Annotated in this window: 14 protein-coding genes; 13 read left to right on the top strand and 1 reads right to left on the bottom strand. The window is 70.3% G+C overall.

What is annotated here, in order from left to right:
• The first annotated feature begins 398 nt into the window (after nucleotides 1-398).
• The 12 genes from ACFY10_RS52670 (at nucleotide 399) to ACFY10_RS52615 (ending at nucleotide 10,117) form a co-directional block, all read left to right on the top strand.
• The gene (locus ACFY10_RS52670) at nucleotides 399-1,508 is read left to right on the top strand and encodes a hypothetical protein (RefSeq protein WP_390672562.1); all 1,110 of its coding nucleotides are present in this window, start codon (nucleotides 399-401) and stop codon (nucleotides 1,506-1,508) included.
• A gap of 551 nt (nucleotides 1,509-2,059) precedes the next feature.
• Nucleotides 2,060-2,692, top strand: coding sequence for a hypothetical protein (locus ACFY10_RS52665; RefSeq protein WP_390672561.1), 633 nt, complete (start codon nucleotides 2,060-2,062; stop codon nucleotides 2,690-2,692).
• A 61-nt stretch (nucleotides 2,693-2,753) separates the two neighbouring features.
• Nucleotides 2,754-3,113: a hypothetical protein gene (locus ACFY10_RS52660; RefSeq protein ID WP_390672560.1), complete on the top strand. Its 360-nt coding sequence runs from the start codon at nucleotides 2,754-2,756 to the stop codon at nucleotides 3,111-3,113.
• Nucleotides 3,114-3,235: 122 nt separating this feature from the next.
• Nucleotides 3,236-4,126 (top strand): hypothetical protein, encoded by an 891-nt coding sequence (locus tag ACFY10_RS52655; protein ID WP_390672559.1) that lies wholly within the window; start codon nucleotides 3,236-3,238, stop codon nucleotides 4,124-4,126.
• 119 nt (nucleotides 4,127-4,245) lie between these two features.
• Nucleotides 4,246-4,668 (top strand): DUF6409 family protein, encoded by a 423-nt coding sequence (locus ACFY10_RS52650; RefSeq protein WP_390672558.1) that lies wholly within the window; start codon nucleotides 4,246-4,248, stop codon nucleotides 4,666-4,668.
• Between the two features lie 329 nt (nucleotides 4,669-4,997).
• Nucleotides 4,998-6,686 carry a DUF3560 domain-containing protein gene (locus ACFY10_RS52645; RefSeq protein ID WP_390672557.1) on the top strand — a complete coding sequence of 563 codons (1,689 nt, stop codon included), beginning with the start codon at nucleotides 4,998-5,000 and terminating at the stop codon, nucleotides 6,684-6,686.
• Nucleotides 6,687-6,758: 72 nt separating this feature from the next.
• The gene (locus ACFY10_RS52640; RefSeq protein WP_390672555.1) at nucleotides 6,759-7,403 is read left to right on the top strand and encodes a hypothetical protein; all 645 of its coding nucleotides are present in this window, start codon (nucleotides 6,759-6,761) and stop codon (nucleotides 7,401-7,403) included.
• 62 nt (nucleotides 7,404-7,465) lie between these two features.
• Entirely contained in the window at nucleotides 7,466-7,882 is a 417-nt protein-coding gene (locus tag ACFY10_RS52635) for a DUF6197 family protein (RefSeq protein ID WP_390672554.1), read from the top strand.
• Between the two features lie 44 nt (nucleotides 7,883-7,926).
• Nucleotides 7,927-8,328, top strand: coding sequence for a DUF6181 family protein (locus ACFY10_RS52630; protein ID WP_159509184.1), 402 nt, complete (start codon nucleotides 7,927-7,929; stop codon nucleotides 8,326-8,328).
• Complete coding sequence (locus ACFY10_RS52625; RefSeq protein WP_390672553.1) at nucleotides 8,325-8,933, top strand: DUF6349 family protein; 609 nt, start codon at nucleotides 8,325-8,327, stop codon at nucleotides 8,931-8,933. Before ACFY10_RS52630 ends, ACFY10_RS52625 begins: the two co-directional genes overlap by 4 nt.
• Before the next feature lie 201 nt (nucleotides 8,934-9,134).
• Nucleotides 9,135-9,413, top strand: a complete 279-nt coding sequence (locus ACFY10_RS52620; RefSeq protein ID WP_390672552.1) for a DUF6211 family protein — start codon at nucleotides 9,135-9,137, stop codon at nucleotides 9,411-9,413.
• Between the two features lie 44 nt (nucleotides 9,414-9,457).
• The gene (locus ACFY10_RS52615; protein WP_390672551.1) at nucleotides 9,458-10,117 is read left to right on the top strand and encodes a hypothetical protein; all 660 of its coding nucleotides are present in this window, start codon (nucleotides 9,458-9,460) and stop codon (nucleotides 10,115-10,117) included.
• A gap of 313 nt (nucleotides 10,118-10,430) precedes the next feature.
• Here ACFY10_RS52615 and ACFY10_RS52610 read toward each other — a convergent pair whose 3' ends face one another.
• On the bottom strand, nucleotides 10,431-10,982 hold the full coding sequence (locus tag ACFY10_RS52610; protein ID WP_390672550.1) for a hypothetical protein: 552 nt from the start codon (nucleotides 10,980-10,982) through the stop codon (nucleotides 10,431-10,433).
• A gap of 377 nt (nucleotides 10,983-11,359) precedes the next feature.
• On the opposite strand from ACFY10_RS52610, the gene ACFY10_RS52605 reads away from it, so the two are divergent.
• Nucleotides 11,360-15,793 carry an AAA family ATPase gene (locus ACFY10_RS52605; protein WP_390672549.1) on the top strand — a complete coding sequence of 1,478 codons (4,434 nt, stop codon included), beginning with the start codon at nucleotides 11,360-11,362 and terminating at the stop codon, nucleotides 15,791-15,793.
• The last annotated feature ends 22 nt before the right edge of the window (nucleotides 15,794-15,815 follow it).

Here is a 15,815-nt window from a genome sequence, read left to right as displayed (position 1 = left end):
AGGCCACCGGGTCGCGGTTTTGCTCCACCGGGGGGGGGGGGGACCCACCGCCGGGCCGCACCCCGGCCGCCGGGCGGTGGGGGGGGCGCAACCGCCCCGCCCACCCCACGCTCCGCCCACCACCGACTGGGGCCACCCGCGTCGGCGGCCGGCCCCGCTCACCGGCCCCCGTACGAAGGGCGTCCCTCCCGGACGACTCAGCCCGGCCCGGCTCGCAGCCGGCCGAAACGTCCGGGCCGCAGGCGGCCCTCCCGTCCCGTCCGGACGCCGGGCCGACGGACGTGCCCTGCGGGCACGACGGCCCTGTCCATCGCGCTCCGCGCGACCACGGGCGGCACCTCCCCGACGTCGGAACGGCACGCCGCCGACCGCACCGCCGAGATCCCGAGGAACACCCCATGCCCAAGAACGCGTCCGCCGTCCAACAACAGGTTGCCCCCGCGGGAGACCCGTCTCCGCAGACCTGTCTCCTGGTCGCCAGGCAGGCCGCGATCCTCGCCGTCACCGCAGCCGACGACGCCATGACTGCCGTCTGCCGCAGCCGATCCGGCGCCACCGCCCGCCTGGAGGCCGCCATGCACGCGGCCCACAAGGAAGCCGTCGAAGCCGAGGGTCACGCCGACCGTGCCGAGCAATACGTCGACGACTCCACCATGCCGAGCAGTGCCCCCTTGTACTGCGCCCGTGCGGCCGTCGACCACGCTGTTCGGGCGCAGTCGGCCGCCGGAGTCGAGACGACGGCCGCCGACCTGCGGGCCGAGCTGGAGCGGAAGTTGACGGCGGCCGAGTACGCCGAGCGGGAGACCGAACGCCGCCGGGAAGAAGCCGAGCAGGAGGCCGAGGAACGCGCGGCCACCGGCATGGACGCGGACAACCGGGACCGGGCGGCGAGGAACCGCTATCTCGCCGAAGGGCACGTTGCCGAACTCGGTTGGACGGCGGGACACGTCCGCGTGCTGGAGGCCGCCGCGTCCGGGCGCCTGTACTGGCGAGGCGGGCGGGCCCGGCAGGCAGCGCGGCACGGCGTGTGGAACGGTGGCCGGCGGATCAGTCGCGAGCGAACCCAGGCCCTGTTCGCCGCGCGGTTCCTCGTCGGCGTCCGTCAGGACGACGGCACCCGCGTGCTGACGCCCAGCCCGATGGGCCAAGTCGCACTTGAACTGGCCCGGCTCCATCCCGCCGGGCTCCACGGCAGCGACAAGGCCGCCTACGAGGCACGGTTCGCCCGGGTTCGGCGACGCCACAAGCGCCGCGACGACCAGAAGGCCGCCGCCTGCGTGCTCCCGCCGCTCGATTCCAGCGCGCGGAAGTTGTACCGGAAGCCGGTCACTCTCACCGAACAGCAGGCCCGCGCCGAGCGCGACGCCGTCGACCGGTGGGAGGACGAGGGCGGCTACTGCCCCGGCGCGGACACTCCGCGCCCCGCAGCAGGCGCCCCCGCGAACCCGCCCGCCCGGATCATCCTGCCCCTGCACGGGCACACCGCCGTGCAACCCGCCTTGTGGTGACGGTGATGCATCTGAGGAGCCCTCCGCACCACCCGCGGACCCCGGCCGCACAGGCGCCGCGTCCAACCAACAGCGACTCCGGCGAACAGATTCGTTGGGTGCCGGCGAGGGCGAAAAGGCTGCCTCCGGCGGGTCCTCCTCGGAGGGGGTGGAGGCTGGTCGGTCGGGTGCCGCGCCGTTGTGGTGCGGGTGGTGAAGGCGGGGTTCCCTCCTCGGCCGGACACCCAGGGGGCGTATCAGGAACCCGGACACGGCGTCCAGGCCAAGCCGCTGCGCGGTCGCTACGCGAGCCAGGACACCGCGCCCGGAACCCTGATACGGCGGAGCTGTCCGACCGAGGAGGGAACCCCGCCCAGGCCCGTTGTGGCCGGGCCCGGCCGGGCGGGTGCGGGTCGGTGGGGCGGGAAAAGGGCAGGTCAGGGCATGTATCCGGGTTGACCCAACCTCTAGAACATGGTTTAATTAGCGGTGTCGGAAGGGGAGGGCAACCCCCGACCGGCACACGGCAGGCCGACCGGCCGCCGACAACCTCTCTCACCAGGAGATGGACGATGAACACGCCTCTCACCGTCGCGGAACTGTCCCACCCGATCGCCCTCGAACTCGGCGGAAACTGGCGACCGCAGCCCGCGCGCTACGGCGTCCAGGAGCTGGACCACGCCGCCACGTTCACCCACCTGGACGGCCGACAGCTCCACCTCTCCGAGCGGTTCGATGACCCCGGACATCTGCACATCCGGGGCGCGTTCCCCACCACCGACTATCCGTTCCGCAGGGGCGAGCGCGACACGGTCCGAGTTGCCATGAGCGAGGACCCGGCGGACATCGCGGCCCGGATCGCCGCCGACCTCATCCCCGTGCACCGCGAGGTTCACGAGCGGGTGAAGGAGCACAACCGCGCACAGGCCGCAATGCGCCGGGGTGTTGAGGAAGCCGCACGCGATCTCTCCGCCCGACTTCCCGGAGCGCGAACCCGAATCGACGGCACAACCGCCTTTGTCTACATGGATCTTGAACCGGGCGAAGTCCGTATCGGACTCGACGGCGACACGGTGAGTCTTGTACTCAACGACGCACCCCGGATTATCGCTGACGCCGTCGTATTCGCGGTGAGCCGATTCCTTCCCCATGTTCAGACCCCCGAGGGGGAGCGCGGCGAATACGTCGACGGATACGCCCTCTAATTCCCCACGCGTCACGGCGGCGCGCTACCCCAGCGCGCCGCCCCCCAGAAAGGCCCCCAGAATGAGCGCCGACGTATTCACGATCGAGCCGCAATGGATCGTGCAGGCCCCGCGCCTCCGGTCCACCCTCAAACGCGCCCTTGCGCTCCAGGTCACACAGAATGTGTGGTCCAGTACCGAGCGCATCAACAACGCCGTGGCGATGGCCTACGGCGATCAACTCCCGGACTCCGGCCGATGGGAGCTGACCCGTTCCCAACTCCGCACACTCAAAATCGCCATTGAGTGGCGCAGGGCCAAGCGCGCGGCCAGCGACAAGACGACCGCCCCCGATATCCTCGAACACTGGACACAAATAGAGGACGAGGTCATAGCCGCATACCGGGCCGTGAGCAACGAAGCAGGGTTGTACCGGATTTAGGGGGTTGCCGATCACCCAAGAACATGGTTTAATTAATGGTGTCGGAAGGGGGAGGGTAGCCCCCCGACCGACACCGTGGGGTCAGCCGGCCCCGGACGATCTCTCACCAGGAGGACCGCGACATGCCCCGTAAGCCGAAGATGACCGACGAAGAGCGCCGGGCCTACTCCGCCAAGATGCGCGGTGAACTCGAAGCCGTCATGGATCGCGCGTACGGCGCGATGGTCGCCAGTGAAGACTTCTGGGCCACCGTCATGCGCACGGCCGCGAACCTGACCCACCCGGACCGCGACGACCGCAGCCCCACCAACTGCATCGCCATCGCCGCCCAGCACCCCAACGCCACCCGCGTACTCAGCTCCGGAGACTGGCGAAAGGCCGGACGCTTCCCGGTCAAGGGCTCCACCTCCCTCCGTATCTGGACGCCGATCAAGCGGCGGCCCGAGGAGGGCCAGGAGGCCACGGCCGCAGCCGCCGACGGCGGGCAGCGCGAGGCCACCGGCGAGACCGCCGGGGGTGAGACGCGCAAGGTGTCCGGCTTCAAAGCCGGGCCGGTTTTCGACATCAGCCAGACCGACGGCGACGCCTACGAGCCGCCCGCCGCCGCCCTGCTCGCCGCCGAGGTCATCCGCGATGTCCTGGTGAACCAGTACCGCGACCAGTACCACGAGGACCCCGAGCAGGCCGGAGGGTTCGACTTCACCCAGGAAGCCCCCGATAACGCAGTCCGCATCCTTCTGTACGGCCACGCGTGGCGACGTATCACCGAGGCGGACGCCCCCTTTCCCGGCCAGCACGCCGCCGAAGTCGCCTCAGCCGCCCACGTCGCCGCGCTCATCCTGAATATCGCTCCGGGCCCCGCCGTTATGCCACCGCTCGCGGGCATCGTCACCCAGGACAAGAAGCCCCCGGTATACGAGTCCGCCGTCCGGGCCATCGAGACCGGCCGCGCCATCGCCCGCGCCGTCACGATGGCCGCCGAGCGCCGCCGCGAACTTGCCGTGGCCGGTTGACCCAGACCCAAGAACATGGTTTAATTAATGGTGCCGGAAGGGGGAGGGCAACCCCCCGACCGACACCCCCACCGGGGCCGACCGGCCCCGGCGGAATCTCTCACCAGACAGGACACGACATGCTCACCACCGACCAGAAGCCCACCGTCCAGGACTTCCCCACCGCGACGCTCGTGATCGGCGGACCCTGGTTCCGGGGCCACCAGCTCGACACCCGCCCCGCCGTCGTCGTCGGCCCGTTCGGCGGGCCGGAGTTCGCGGACGAGGCCACCATGTCCGTGGTCTGGTTCTTCACCCTCGGTGCCCCGCAGCCGGGCGACAGCGTCCAGGCGATGTTCCCGCACGAGCTGACTCCGCTGGACGACACGCTGACCACGATGCACCAGGACACGTTCCGCGACATCGTCCGCAGCCTGCGCCGGGGCCGGTTCGCCTACGACGACGGGGACGCGCTCCGCGCCGCCGTCCGCCAGGCATGGCGCGAGCGGACCGGGCTGGCCGATGCCGACCCGGCCGCCCGTCACACGCTCCACTGCAGCTGACCAAGGCCCCGCCGGTTCGGGGGAGGGCAACACCTCCGGACCGGCAGGCCCCAGCACCCAAGCGGACACCCCTTCGGGGCGGCAGGACAGGTCCGGTGCGTTCACCGCCGCCGGCCGACTCCGCCGCAGGCGGCTCCGCCGACCGACGACGGGCACCGGACCGCAGCGGACGCGCCCCGCGGGGGCGCGGCAGCCCCTGCCGTCGCGCAGGGCGCGACGGCCCGCGAGCCGATCGTCCCTCACGGCCCGCGCCCGTGGTGCGGACCGCTTTCAACGCAAGGTCCGCCCTCCGGCCGGACCACAAACTCTCACCAGAAAAGACCAGTTCAGTGACTATCAAGATCACCCACACCCGCCGAGAAGGAACCCTGGTCGAGGGGACCGAGGAGGGCGACGAGGCCGGGAAGATCCTCAAGCGCAAGGAGTACGGGCGCCGGGGCGGCCTGGCCTTCCGCTGGGGGCATGACCTTCAGTGCTGGTACCTGCGCCACTCCCGGGATCACGCGGCCGACCGGTGGACGGTCAACAAGCTGCGCGGCTACCTCGAAGAGGCCGGGTACACAGTCGTCGTCAACATCGACGACCACAAGCGGCGCAGCTACGCCGAAGCGGAGGATGAGCGGATCGAGCGCGCCGAGGCCCGCGCCGAGCGCTTCGACGGCTACGCCGGGAACGCCGCCTCCCGGGCCGAGGGTGCGTACCGGGCCGCGCACGACATCTCGGAGTACATGACCGGCGAGCCGATCAAGGTCGGTCACCACTCGGAGCGCAGGCACCGCCGCGACGTCGAACGCATGGATAACCACATGCGGCGCAGTATCGAGGAGAGCCGGAAGGCTTCCTACTGGGCTGACCGTGCGGCGGCGGCCGAGCGCTTCGAGGCGTTCCGCCGGGACCCCAACCGGACCTTGCGGCGCCTGGAGAAGCTGCGTAAGGAGCTCCGCGACATCGAGAAGTGGCAGCGCGGAGAGTCCGCGTGCGGCTTCACCCGCTCGACCACGCCGGAGGGTCTGGCAACGCTGGCCACTGAGCGGGACGTGGTCCTGGAGAAGATCGCGTTTGAGGAAGCGGTGATCTCTGAGGCTGAGGCCCGGGGCTTCAAGGTGTGGGGGCCCGACGACTTCACGAAGGGCGATTTCGTGAACGCGGGCGGCACCTGGCGCGAGGTGCTGCGGGTGAACAAGAAGAGCGTGACCGTGCCACACCTGCTGACCCGTACCGGTATGGCGGTGATGCGGTCCAGAGACCGCGAGTGCACGGCCGGAACGGTGTACTACGGGCACCCCTCGCCGTGTAAGGGCGGGAAGCGGTGCACCTGCGACACCCAGACCCTTCCGTATGACGCGGTGCGCGGATGGGCCAGCGGCGCCGACATCGCGCGCCTTGAAGCGACGGAGCCCGAGCCCGAGGCAGAGCGGACCGTGTGCCCGCACTGCAAGCGCGTGGCGAAGGGCGAGAAGCGGTTCAGCACGGCGCGCGGCATGTGCACCGTGTGCGGGTACGCCAAGCCGCAGAACTTCAAGGCCGGGCCCGCACCCGCCCCGGAGGCCGCCGAACACCAGGAGCAGGCCGAGCAGGCCCCGCCGTTCGAGGAGTCGGCACCGGTGGCCGAGACGTGCCCCATGTGCCACTCCAGCCAGTGGCACGCGGAAGTACGCTGCTGCGCTCACTGCCACCACGCCCCCGAAGGGAAGCCGACCCCCGCGTCGGCCCCCGCCGCGGGGGAGAACAGGCAGGAGGACATGGCGCTGGTGCTCATCGCCTCGAAGAACTCCCGCCGCTCCCGCAAGCGCGCCTTGTGGGCGATGACACGTCGCGAGGCACAAGCCGTGTGCGGCGACCCCCGCACCTCCGGCCGCTCCTACATGCTCACCTGGACCGATCGGCCCGGCGTTGAAGGTGCCGACTGGGAATGGGTGCCCGACAACGGGAGTCTCGACCCGGTCCTTTCGGACCTGGGCGTCACCCCGCGCCGTGAATGGACCGCCGCCCCTCAGGCCCCGGCCGAGGCCGCGTAACCACGCCCCCGCCCGCCCCGGCGGCCGAGCGCCCCGGGGCGGGCCCCTCTCTCACCAGAACAGGGCACCACCATGACCACGCAACTCCTCGAACGACCCGCGACCGTCACCGACACCGAAGCGGCCAGGCTCATCGTCCCCGCGACCGAGGGCACCACCACCGTCCCGACGTACCGCGTCGGCGCCCCCGACATCCAGTGCCGATACCCCGTGATCACCGGCGATGACCAGGTCATCGGCCGCGCCTACAGGTGGCACCGGGACTGGTTCGTCCTCACCACCGAGGGCGAACACAACCTCCGCCGCCCGCCGAAGGGGACACCCGGCACCGAGATGGCCGCCGCCCATCTCGCGGAGCAGTACGCCGCCGGTCGGATCGGCGCCGTCCCCCTGGACCAGGTGCTCGCCGAGGCCCCCACGCCGTTGTGCGGGCCGGTGCCTCTCCTGCACCCGCGGATGCCGGTCAACGATCGCAACATCGAGGGCGCCCAGATCGCGTTCGCGGGACTCCGGGCCCACCACTGGCGGGCAGTCCTCACCGGGTTCCCCGGCAGCGATAACCACTGGTTCCTCAGCTGTGAATTGTGCCCGTGGGAAGGCCCGAAGTTCTGGAGCCACCTGCGCGGTCGCAACGGAGAGCCGCCGAGCGCGCGCCGTCACAAGGGCGGGTGTATCGGAGAGGACAAGGTCCGCCGGTTGATCACCGCCTACCACTAGCAGTCCCACCGGGGGGCGGCGGCAGCGCGCCGCCGCCCCCCGCTTCCCCGAAGGACAGCACCGTGCCGACCCGCCACACCCCCGAAAGCATCGTCATCGCGGACACCCCCGCCGCGATCCTGGAATGGGCCGCCCGCCACATCGAACACGTCGGCATCCACCAGGGCCCCCGTCTGTTCGCCGGTCCCGGCCGTACGGCCACGTTGCCGTGCTGGCCGCGCGGCGCCCTCGAAGTCGCAGCCGGCCACGGGCGGGGAGCCGCCGGCCGGACGTACGACTGGGACCGCATCGACCGCGCCCGCGACCAGGCGTTCGGCATCCTCGCGGAAACCCTCACCGGTCACCCCGTCGACCCCGCCGCCAAAGCCCTGCACCGCGAGGCCATCGACCGGTGGAGCGCCGAGCCCGGCCGCACCGCCGCCGACGCCGCCCACGCGTTCCGCACCGCCGCCGCCCGCGCCGAACACGCCCTGTTCTGACACCCGACGCCCGCCAGCATCCCGAGTCATCGAAGGCCAGCACGATGGACGAGACGACAGAAGCCCGCAGCACCACCAGGACGCCGAGCCGCCGAGGAGCCGCCACCCCCAGCCGGGACGGCGTCCACCGAGTCGGCGTCCCCCTTCAACCCCGGCTCACCGCGGCCGAGCTGATCCGCGTACTCCTCGCGGCCCCGGGGGAAACCGACCTCACCGCCCTCGACCCGGTACGGGTCCGGTCGCTCATCTCCGCCGTGCTCACCCAGCACGGCTATGACGTGCTCGACCGATCGCCGTACTACCCGGAGCTCGACCGCCACCAGGACGCCCGCCGGGCCGTGCGCCGCGCGTACGGGTCCCGGTTCCTCGACGCCCCGGACGAACAGGCCGTACTCGCTGATCCTCTGCGCGAAGTGCTCGCCGCCGCCGGGGGTGGGCCATCATGACCGCGACCGTCGCCGAGCCGACCGGAGCACGGGCACGGCAGACGTACTACTGGCGGGTGCGCAACGCGCGGACGCGCCAGTCACCCGGGAGCGCCGGGCAGGCGTGGCACATTCAGCCCGGACACCCCGGCGGCGCGTACAGCGACCTCGGCCATGAGCTGGACCCGCCCGAACACCACGCCCCGACCCTGCTCTCACGCAGCCGGCCGACCGGCCGCCGGGGGGACGAGCAGGAGTTCCGGGGCGGGTGTCTCGCGTGCGAGTGGGAAGGCCCCGTGCACTCCGGCGACGGGTTCGGGGACGGTGACAACGAGGCGGTGGAGGACGCGCACGACCACTGTTTCCCCGGCTGGCGGGCGCTGCCGCCGATCACCACGGTCGAGGACCGGTGGGCCGTCCCGCGGAGCCGGAGCCGCTGGGCTCAGCTCACCGCCCGGTACCCGGCGGGCTGGATCGACCAGGGCGCCCCCATCGTGACCTGGCGCCGCTACCGCCGCGAAGCTCACGCCCCGCCGCACGCGGGACGCCCCCGCTACGAACTCCGCGTCACCCGGCCACCCACCGACCGGGCCCGACGCCCCACAGATCAAGGGGCCCTTTTCTGATGACCGCCGTCCTCCGGATCAGAGCCCCGCCCCCCTCAACCCAAAGGTGGTTTAATTACTCCGCCGTCAGCGGAGCGGGCAACCTCCGACCGGCCGTGCGTCCCACGGGACGCCACGCACCCCAGACAACAGATGACGGCCAGCGCACAAGGGCAACAAGGCGCTGGCCGTCGATGTTCTCTCACCAGAAAGAACCCCACCATGCTATGCGACCGACACCCCGACTGTCCCCAGCCCGGCGACATCGCCCAGCTCAAGAGGGGTAACAGCATCGATGCCGACGACACTGACACTTTCGTCATCGTCGAGGACTTCCCCCCAACCGGCCGGCACCTCGTGCTCAACCTGCCCGCCGACCACCCCGGCCGCGCCGACTGGGCCGCCGCCGTCCCGCTGGCCGACATAGCCACCCTCACCCGGCTCGAACCGGCGGGCAGTCGTACGTGGACGCCGGCCCCGGACCCGGACGACATCCAGTGACCCGGCCGAGCGGTCATGACCCCGACCAAGAACAGGAGGCGACCGTGCCCCGCAAGACCGGCCGCACGCTCTACTCACGCGCGGACCTCCGCAAGGTCCACGGCCTCAGCGAGCCGACACTTCAGAACCTGTGGACCGACCGGGAGAACAACGGGCACCCGCCTGTCGCGGAGACCATCGACGGCGTCATGCACTGGGACGGCGACGTATGGGCGACGTGGCACCACGAGCTTCAGCGGCAGCGCGCCGCCGCGAGCACCACTAACCCGCCGAAGCTCGACGGCGACCCCGAAGAGATGGTCGGCCCCGCCGAAGCCGCGAAGGTCTGCGGCTTCGCCGACTCCACCACCGTCTCCCACTACGTCAAGAACCCGCCCGAGGGATGGCCGGCGCCGGATGATTGGGACGAGCTTCCGACCCGGCGGCGTCCGAAGTGGAAGCGCTGGAGGCTGTGGCAGTACCTCGCGGACCGGAAGGGCCGCGGTCACGCTGGCGGACGGCCCACCGGCCGCCGCGGACTGGCCTACCCATACCAGGGAGACGAGCGTCTGACCCTCGCGCGCCAGGCCATCGCCGCGAACCCCGGCGCGAAGAACGCCGAACTGATCCCCGCACTCCAGCAGCAGACGGAGAAGACCTACTCCCGCCCCACCTGGAACCTGATCCTCAATTCCGCCCGCGAGCACCCCGAGGAGTCGTCGTGACTGATGCTCGTTGTCCGCGCTGTGCCGGCCCGCTCGTTCAGCCCACCGCCCGATCCCGCCTCACGACCGATCGTGAAGTGCGGATCTGCACGCCGTGCGGCACTGACGAGGCCGTACGCGAAGCTACTGGACAGACCCCTGTTGCCTTCGGTGACTGGCCACTAACTTCGTAGCACTCGCCGCGCCACCCCGGCCCCCCGCTCCTGCGGGGGGCCGTTCGCGTGTCCCGGCTGGAGCGGCAGCTCACGCAGTGGCGGCGAAGCCGGTGGTCGACACGATCCTCAGCGCCGGCCTCGGCGGGCCACCCGTCCACTCATTCGAGGTTGCCGGGTTGCGCGAGCCAGTGCGGGAGGCGCGCTGTGTTCGATCGTGCGCTGGTGAGCATCTCCTCCGCCTCGCCGAGCACCTTCTTGAGTTGGGCGGCGTGCTCGGTCTTCAGGTTGAGTCGGGCCTCCAGCAGGATCATCAAGGCGCGGGCGGCGTCCGCACTGGCTTTGATCAACGGATCGACCTGGGGCGCCTTCGTACGCATGTCGCGCAGCATCCAAGCAATGGTGGAGACCTGCCAGTACCAGAGCAGCGGTACCGCTTCCGGGCGGTCATCCCCCTCCTCCATCGAGACAGTCAGCAGATGGTTCAGCGCGGCCCCGGTTTCGTGGTCACCGGTGGCAGCGAGTTCCTGCTGTGCCTTGTGAGCGATCTTTGCTGCGCGTCCGAAAGCGGCGGTGGCCAAGGCGGCCTTGGTGACGACCTCGGAGGCGGTGCCCTGCGGGATGTAGGTGGTCGGCGTACCGCCGAGGGCCTTCACGATCTTGGCAAGGTCCACGACGCTGGGGATGGCGGTGGGATCGGCGGTGGCGCTCATAGTTCGGAAGCCTATGGGGGCATCTGCCGAAGCCGCGGAACACGAGGCCATCGTGGTGTCGCACGACCCGGTTGCCGTACCGAGAAGGACCACCCTGTGCCGCCACGGCGACCTCGCGCCCAGCAGCAGCCGCGCAGTCGCACTCCCCAAGGCCCCACTGAGCAGCCGAGGTAACAGCCTCGCGCGCAACTTCCCCTCGCGAGCCAAGGCCGCAGCCAGCACGCACCCACCGAAGCGGAAGCGATGCCCCCTCCGTCGCACCGATCTTGAATTTAGAGGACCAAGGTATCGTCACGACGTGACGATACAATCAGCCAAAATAGCCGAATCTGACTGAGTGGAAGCGGGGGGTGAGCGGGCCGGTGGGGTGGACGACCATGATCGGCCCGTCCGACGAGCAGGTTGAGTACCGCCTTACCGGCGGTCACGGCTGCGGGAAGTCCGCCACGGTCGACGCGGCCCCCCTCGTCGCCGCCATCGAGGCCAAGGCCGCAGCAGCGGGCGCTCCCGTCGCGTCCCTGCTCGGCTCCCGCGAGGCCAAGCGTGCCTTCTTCCGCGCCCGCGGACTGATCCGCAGCAAGGGCACGGCGCGGCTCACCGGGTTCGACGCCGTCGAAGTCGCTGCCGCAGCCGGGCTCGAAGCCCGCGACCTCTACGGCGAACAGGCCCTTCCCCCACGGGCCGCCGACGGACAGGTGGATTACCACCTGGACGCCAGTGAACGCCCCCTGGTGTGGGTCGGTAACGGCCTCACCGAGTTCGACATCACCCCCGGCAGCATCCTCGCCCCCGAGCACTTCCAGGCTGCCCGACGCCTCATGCACGGTGAGGACCCCCGTACCGGGCAGACCCTCGTAGAACCCAAGCTCGCCATCGCGCCGGCCGCAAAGCTCCCCGCCGCCCCGCTGGCCCGCGCCATCCGCCGCGCCGCCGCCGAACGCAGCGTGAACCCCGTGTCCCTGCTGGACTCCAAGCGCAAGCAGGACGCCTTCCGCAGGATGGAAAGCCAGCTCAAGCGGTTCGGTGAATCGCACCGCATCCCCGCCTCCACTTTGCTGAAGCTCGCCGACGCCGTCGGCATCGACGCCGTCGACCTGTACGGCGAAGACACATTGGAGAAGGCCGTGGCCGCCGAGGCGGGCGGCCACCTCGACGCCCGCGCACTCCTGCGCGCCGTCGAAGCCCGCGCCACCGAAACCGGCCAGCAGCCCGCCGACCTGTTCACCGCAGCGTCCCTGAAACGCCGGTACGCCCAGACCGTGGGCGAGGGCGAACGACGGCTTCGGGACCTGCCCATGGACGTGCGCGAAGCGGTCGCCATGGCCAAGGCGGCAGGGCTCGCGCCCGAGGACGTATGGGACGCCGAGGAGATCAAGGCCGCCCTCCTCGAAGGACGAGTACAGGTCGGCAACTTCGGCGCCGACGTCACCTTGGACCTGGCGAAGTCGAAGAGCGCGTTCCTCGCCTACGCTCCGGAGGAGATCGCCGCCAAGGTCGAGGGCATCTACACCTCCGCCGGCCGAGAGTCCATCAGTGCCCTGGAGCGCTGGACCGCGTACGCCATGCGCGGCCACCACGGCGACGGCAACGAGGCGGAGACCGTAAAGACGAGCGGGTTCTCCGGCTGGATGATGGTGCACCGCGCCGCCCGGCCCGTGGACGGCGCCCCGTACGGCGACCCCCACTTCCACCTGCACTTCACCCTGGCCAACATGGTCAAGGGCACCGACGGCAAGTGGTCCACCATGGCCAGCGGGGGCCGCGACCTGCACCGCCACACCCGCGCCACCCAGTCCCTCATGAACGCCCGCATCCGCAGGGAGTTGACCAATGAGTTCGACATCAGCTTTCGCCGCGAGGAGCGGACCGGCGCGTGGGAGATCGCGGCGATTCCCGAAGCCACGATTCGCCTGTTCAGCAAGCGCGACAGCCAGGTCCGGGATCTGCTGACGAAGCTCGGCATCGATTACGACAGCGCCACGACCCGCGAGCGCACTGCCGCGTCCACCGCTTCCAAGGCCGCGAAGAATGGAGAAGCCGCAGGAGTCGCGGACGACGTCCTGCGCGACTACTGGCAGGCCGAAGGCCGCGCCGCCGGTGACAACCCCGATGCCATCGCGGCCAGCGCCATGGGGCAGGACAGCCCGAGGCAGAACCCCGGCCTGGACGAGCTGTGCGCCACGATCTTCGACCCGAAAACCGGCCTGACCAGCCACTCCAAGGACTTCACCCACGCCGCCGCCATCTCCGCCGTCCTGGACGCCCTGCCGTACGGAGTTGCAGACGCCGAGGAAGCCGAACACCTCACCAACTCGGTCCTCCGGCACGCGGGGTACGTGGTCAAGCTGAACCCGAAGGGCGCCCAGCACTTCACGCACGCCGACCGCTACACCACGGCGGACGTCGTCGCTGCGGAAACGCTCATTGTCTCCGAGACAACGAGCCGTCTCGATACGCAGACCGCCGTGGTCAGCCGCGACACGGTCGACATGACCTTGTCCACCGTCGAAGCCCAGCACGGCGGCAGCTTCCAGTTCTCCGACGAACAGCGCGCGGTCCTCGAACGGTTGCTGACCGTCGGACACGGGATCGACGCCGTGGTGGGCATCGCCGGATCGGGCAAGACCACCATCATGGACACCGCCCGGCAGGCGTGGGAGGCCCACGGACTCGTCATCGCCGGAGCCAGTACGGCCGCCGTCGCTGCCGCGAACCTCAAGGCCGAAGCAGGGATCACCTCACGCACCCTCGCGTCCTGGCTCACCGGGATCCGTACTGGCGGCGCCGGCCTCAACGGCGTTGACGTGCTGGTCGTGGACGAGGCCGCGATGTGCGATGACCGTGACATCGCTGAACTCCTCGCCCACGCGGCGAGGACCGGCACGAAGGTCGTCGGCATCGGGGACCCGAAGCAGCTGCACTCGCCCGGCATCGGCGGCAGCTTCGCCGCCGTGCACCACCTCGTTGGCGGGCTCACGCTTAACCAGAACTTCCGGCAGAAGGACGCAATCGAGCGCCGGGCGCTAGAGCTGTGGCGCGACGACAACCGTGTGGAAGCGCTCCGTGCCTTCGCTGGGACCGGCCGCGTGCACGCCCTCGCGGACAAGGACGCCACGCTCGCGGCGATGCTCACCGTCTGGGCCGACAAGCGCGCCACGCACACCGACGACCACACCGCCGTACAGCAGCTCCTCATGCTGGCTGCCACCAACGAGATCGTTGAGGAACTGAACCTCGGGGCCCGCGCCCTGCGGAAGGCGAACGGCGACCTCACCGGGCGGGAGCACGTCTACGCCCTCCCCGGCGGTGGCGAACTGACGCTGTCCGTCGGGGACCAGGTCCTCCTTCGGACCAACGACTACCGGGGCAAGCGAAGCCGTGGTGAGTACGAGGACGTACTGAACGGGTACCGCGGAATCGTTCGCGCCGTCGATGAGGAACGCCGGGTCCTGGTCGAGTGGCGCGAGAAGACCGCCGACGGGTACCGAGACGTAGCCGAATGGGTCGACGCCGACTACATCGCGCAAGGAGGACTCAGCCTCGGGTACGCGATCACCGGCCACAAGTCCCAGGGCCTGAGCGTCCAAGAGGCCCTGGTCTATGGGCCCGGTGCGCAGGCGAATGCGCTCTACACGATGATGAGCCGCGACAAGAAGGAGTCCCACCTCTTCCTGCCGCTGTCCGTCTACGAATCTGACGCTGACCGTGCCCGCGGAGGCGACGCGCTCACCGAGCAGGAACAGCTTGACCGTGCTGTCGCGGGTCTCATCCGTGAGATCGAGAGCGGCACCGAGGAACGCATGATCCTCACCGAACTCCCGAAGGCCGCAGTCCCCGCCCACGTCCGGCAGGCGGTAGCCGATCTACCGACCCCGCGCGCTCCCGGAACCGGTGACCCGCACGACACGGACGGCCCCGAGGACGCGCCGGAGCCCGAAGAAACGCATACCCCGAGCACCACGGAGCGGCCCACGGCGCCGGCCTCAGCACCGGACCCCGCGCCGACGGCCGACCGTCCGTACGCACACCTCAGCAACGCGTCCCTGCGCGACGCTGCGCGCAAAGCTGCTACGGCCGCCCGAGCCACCAGGACGGCAGCCGAGAAGGCAGAGGCGGCAGCCGACCGCGCCGAACAACAAGCCGCCGCAGGAACCGGCCCGAACGTGCTCGCGCTCGACCGTCGCCATCAGGACATCGCCCACCGCGCTGCCGCGATCGGTGAAGTTCAAGCGCTGAGGGGGGCTGTCGCCGAACGGACCGCTGATCTACTCGGCGTCGAGGAGCGTCTTGAAAGGCTCCAACAGCAGCTGAATGCCACCGGTCGATTCGGGCGACCAGTGTTGCGCGGGGACGACCGGAGCACAGTCGAAGCCGACCGTGGCGAACTCCTTCACGGGTACGAAGAGGCCACGCGTGAGCTGGAGCAGTTGAACGGGCGGCTCCGCGAGGCATCCAAATCCGCAGGTCCCGCCGACGAGTTCGACGCCGTACTCATCGAGGCCCACATGTCCGAGCCAGACAAGATCGCGCTCCGGCGACGAGCCCAGGAGAGGGACGACCAAAGCGCCAAGCGTCTCCGAGCGGAGGCAGCCGCGGCGCGAAACACCGCTCGCGGTGCAGAACACCGAGGGTCCGGTCTTCAAGAGGAGAAAACGCAGCGGACTCGGGATGAGCATCTGTGGACGGATGCTGGAGATCCCCTGACGCAGTACGCCGCGAAACTGGAATCTCCGTACGCCAACCGCACTACGGCGGAGTTCTCGCATCCTGATCAGTCCCCGGAGGCTGCCCCCGACACGCCAACGTTGTAGAAGTGGTCTCCATTCGAGTGGG

It is taken from the genome of Streptomyces sp. NPDC001401, assembly GCF_042895385.1.
Classification (GTDB): Bacteria; Actinomycetota; Actinomycetes; order Streptomycetales; family Streptomycetaceae; genus Streptomyces.
This window is presented reverse-complemented; position numbering and strand designations above follow the sequence as displayed.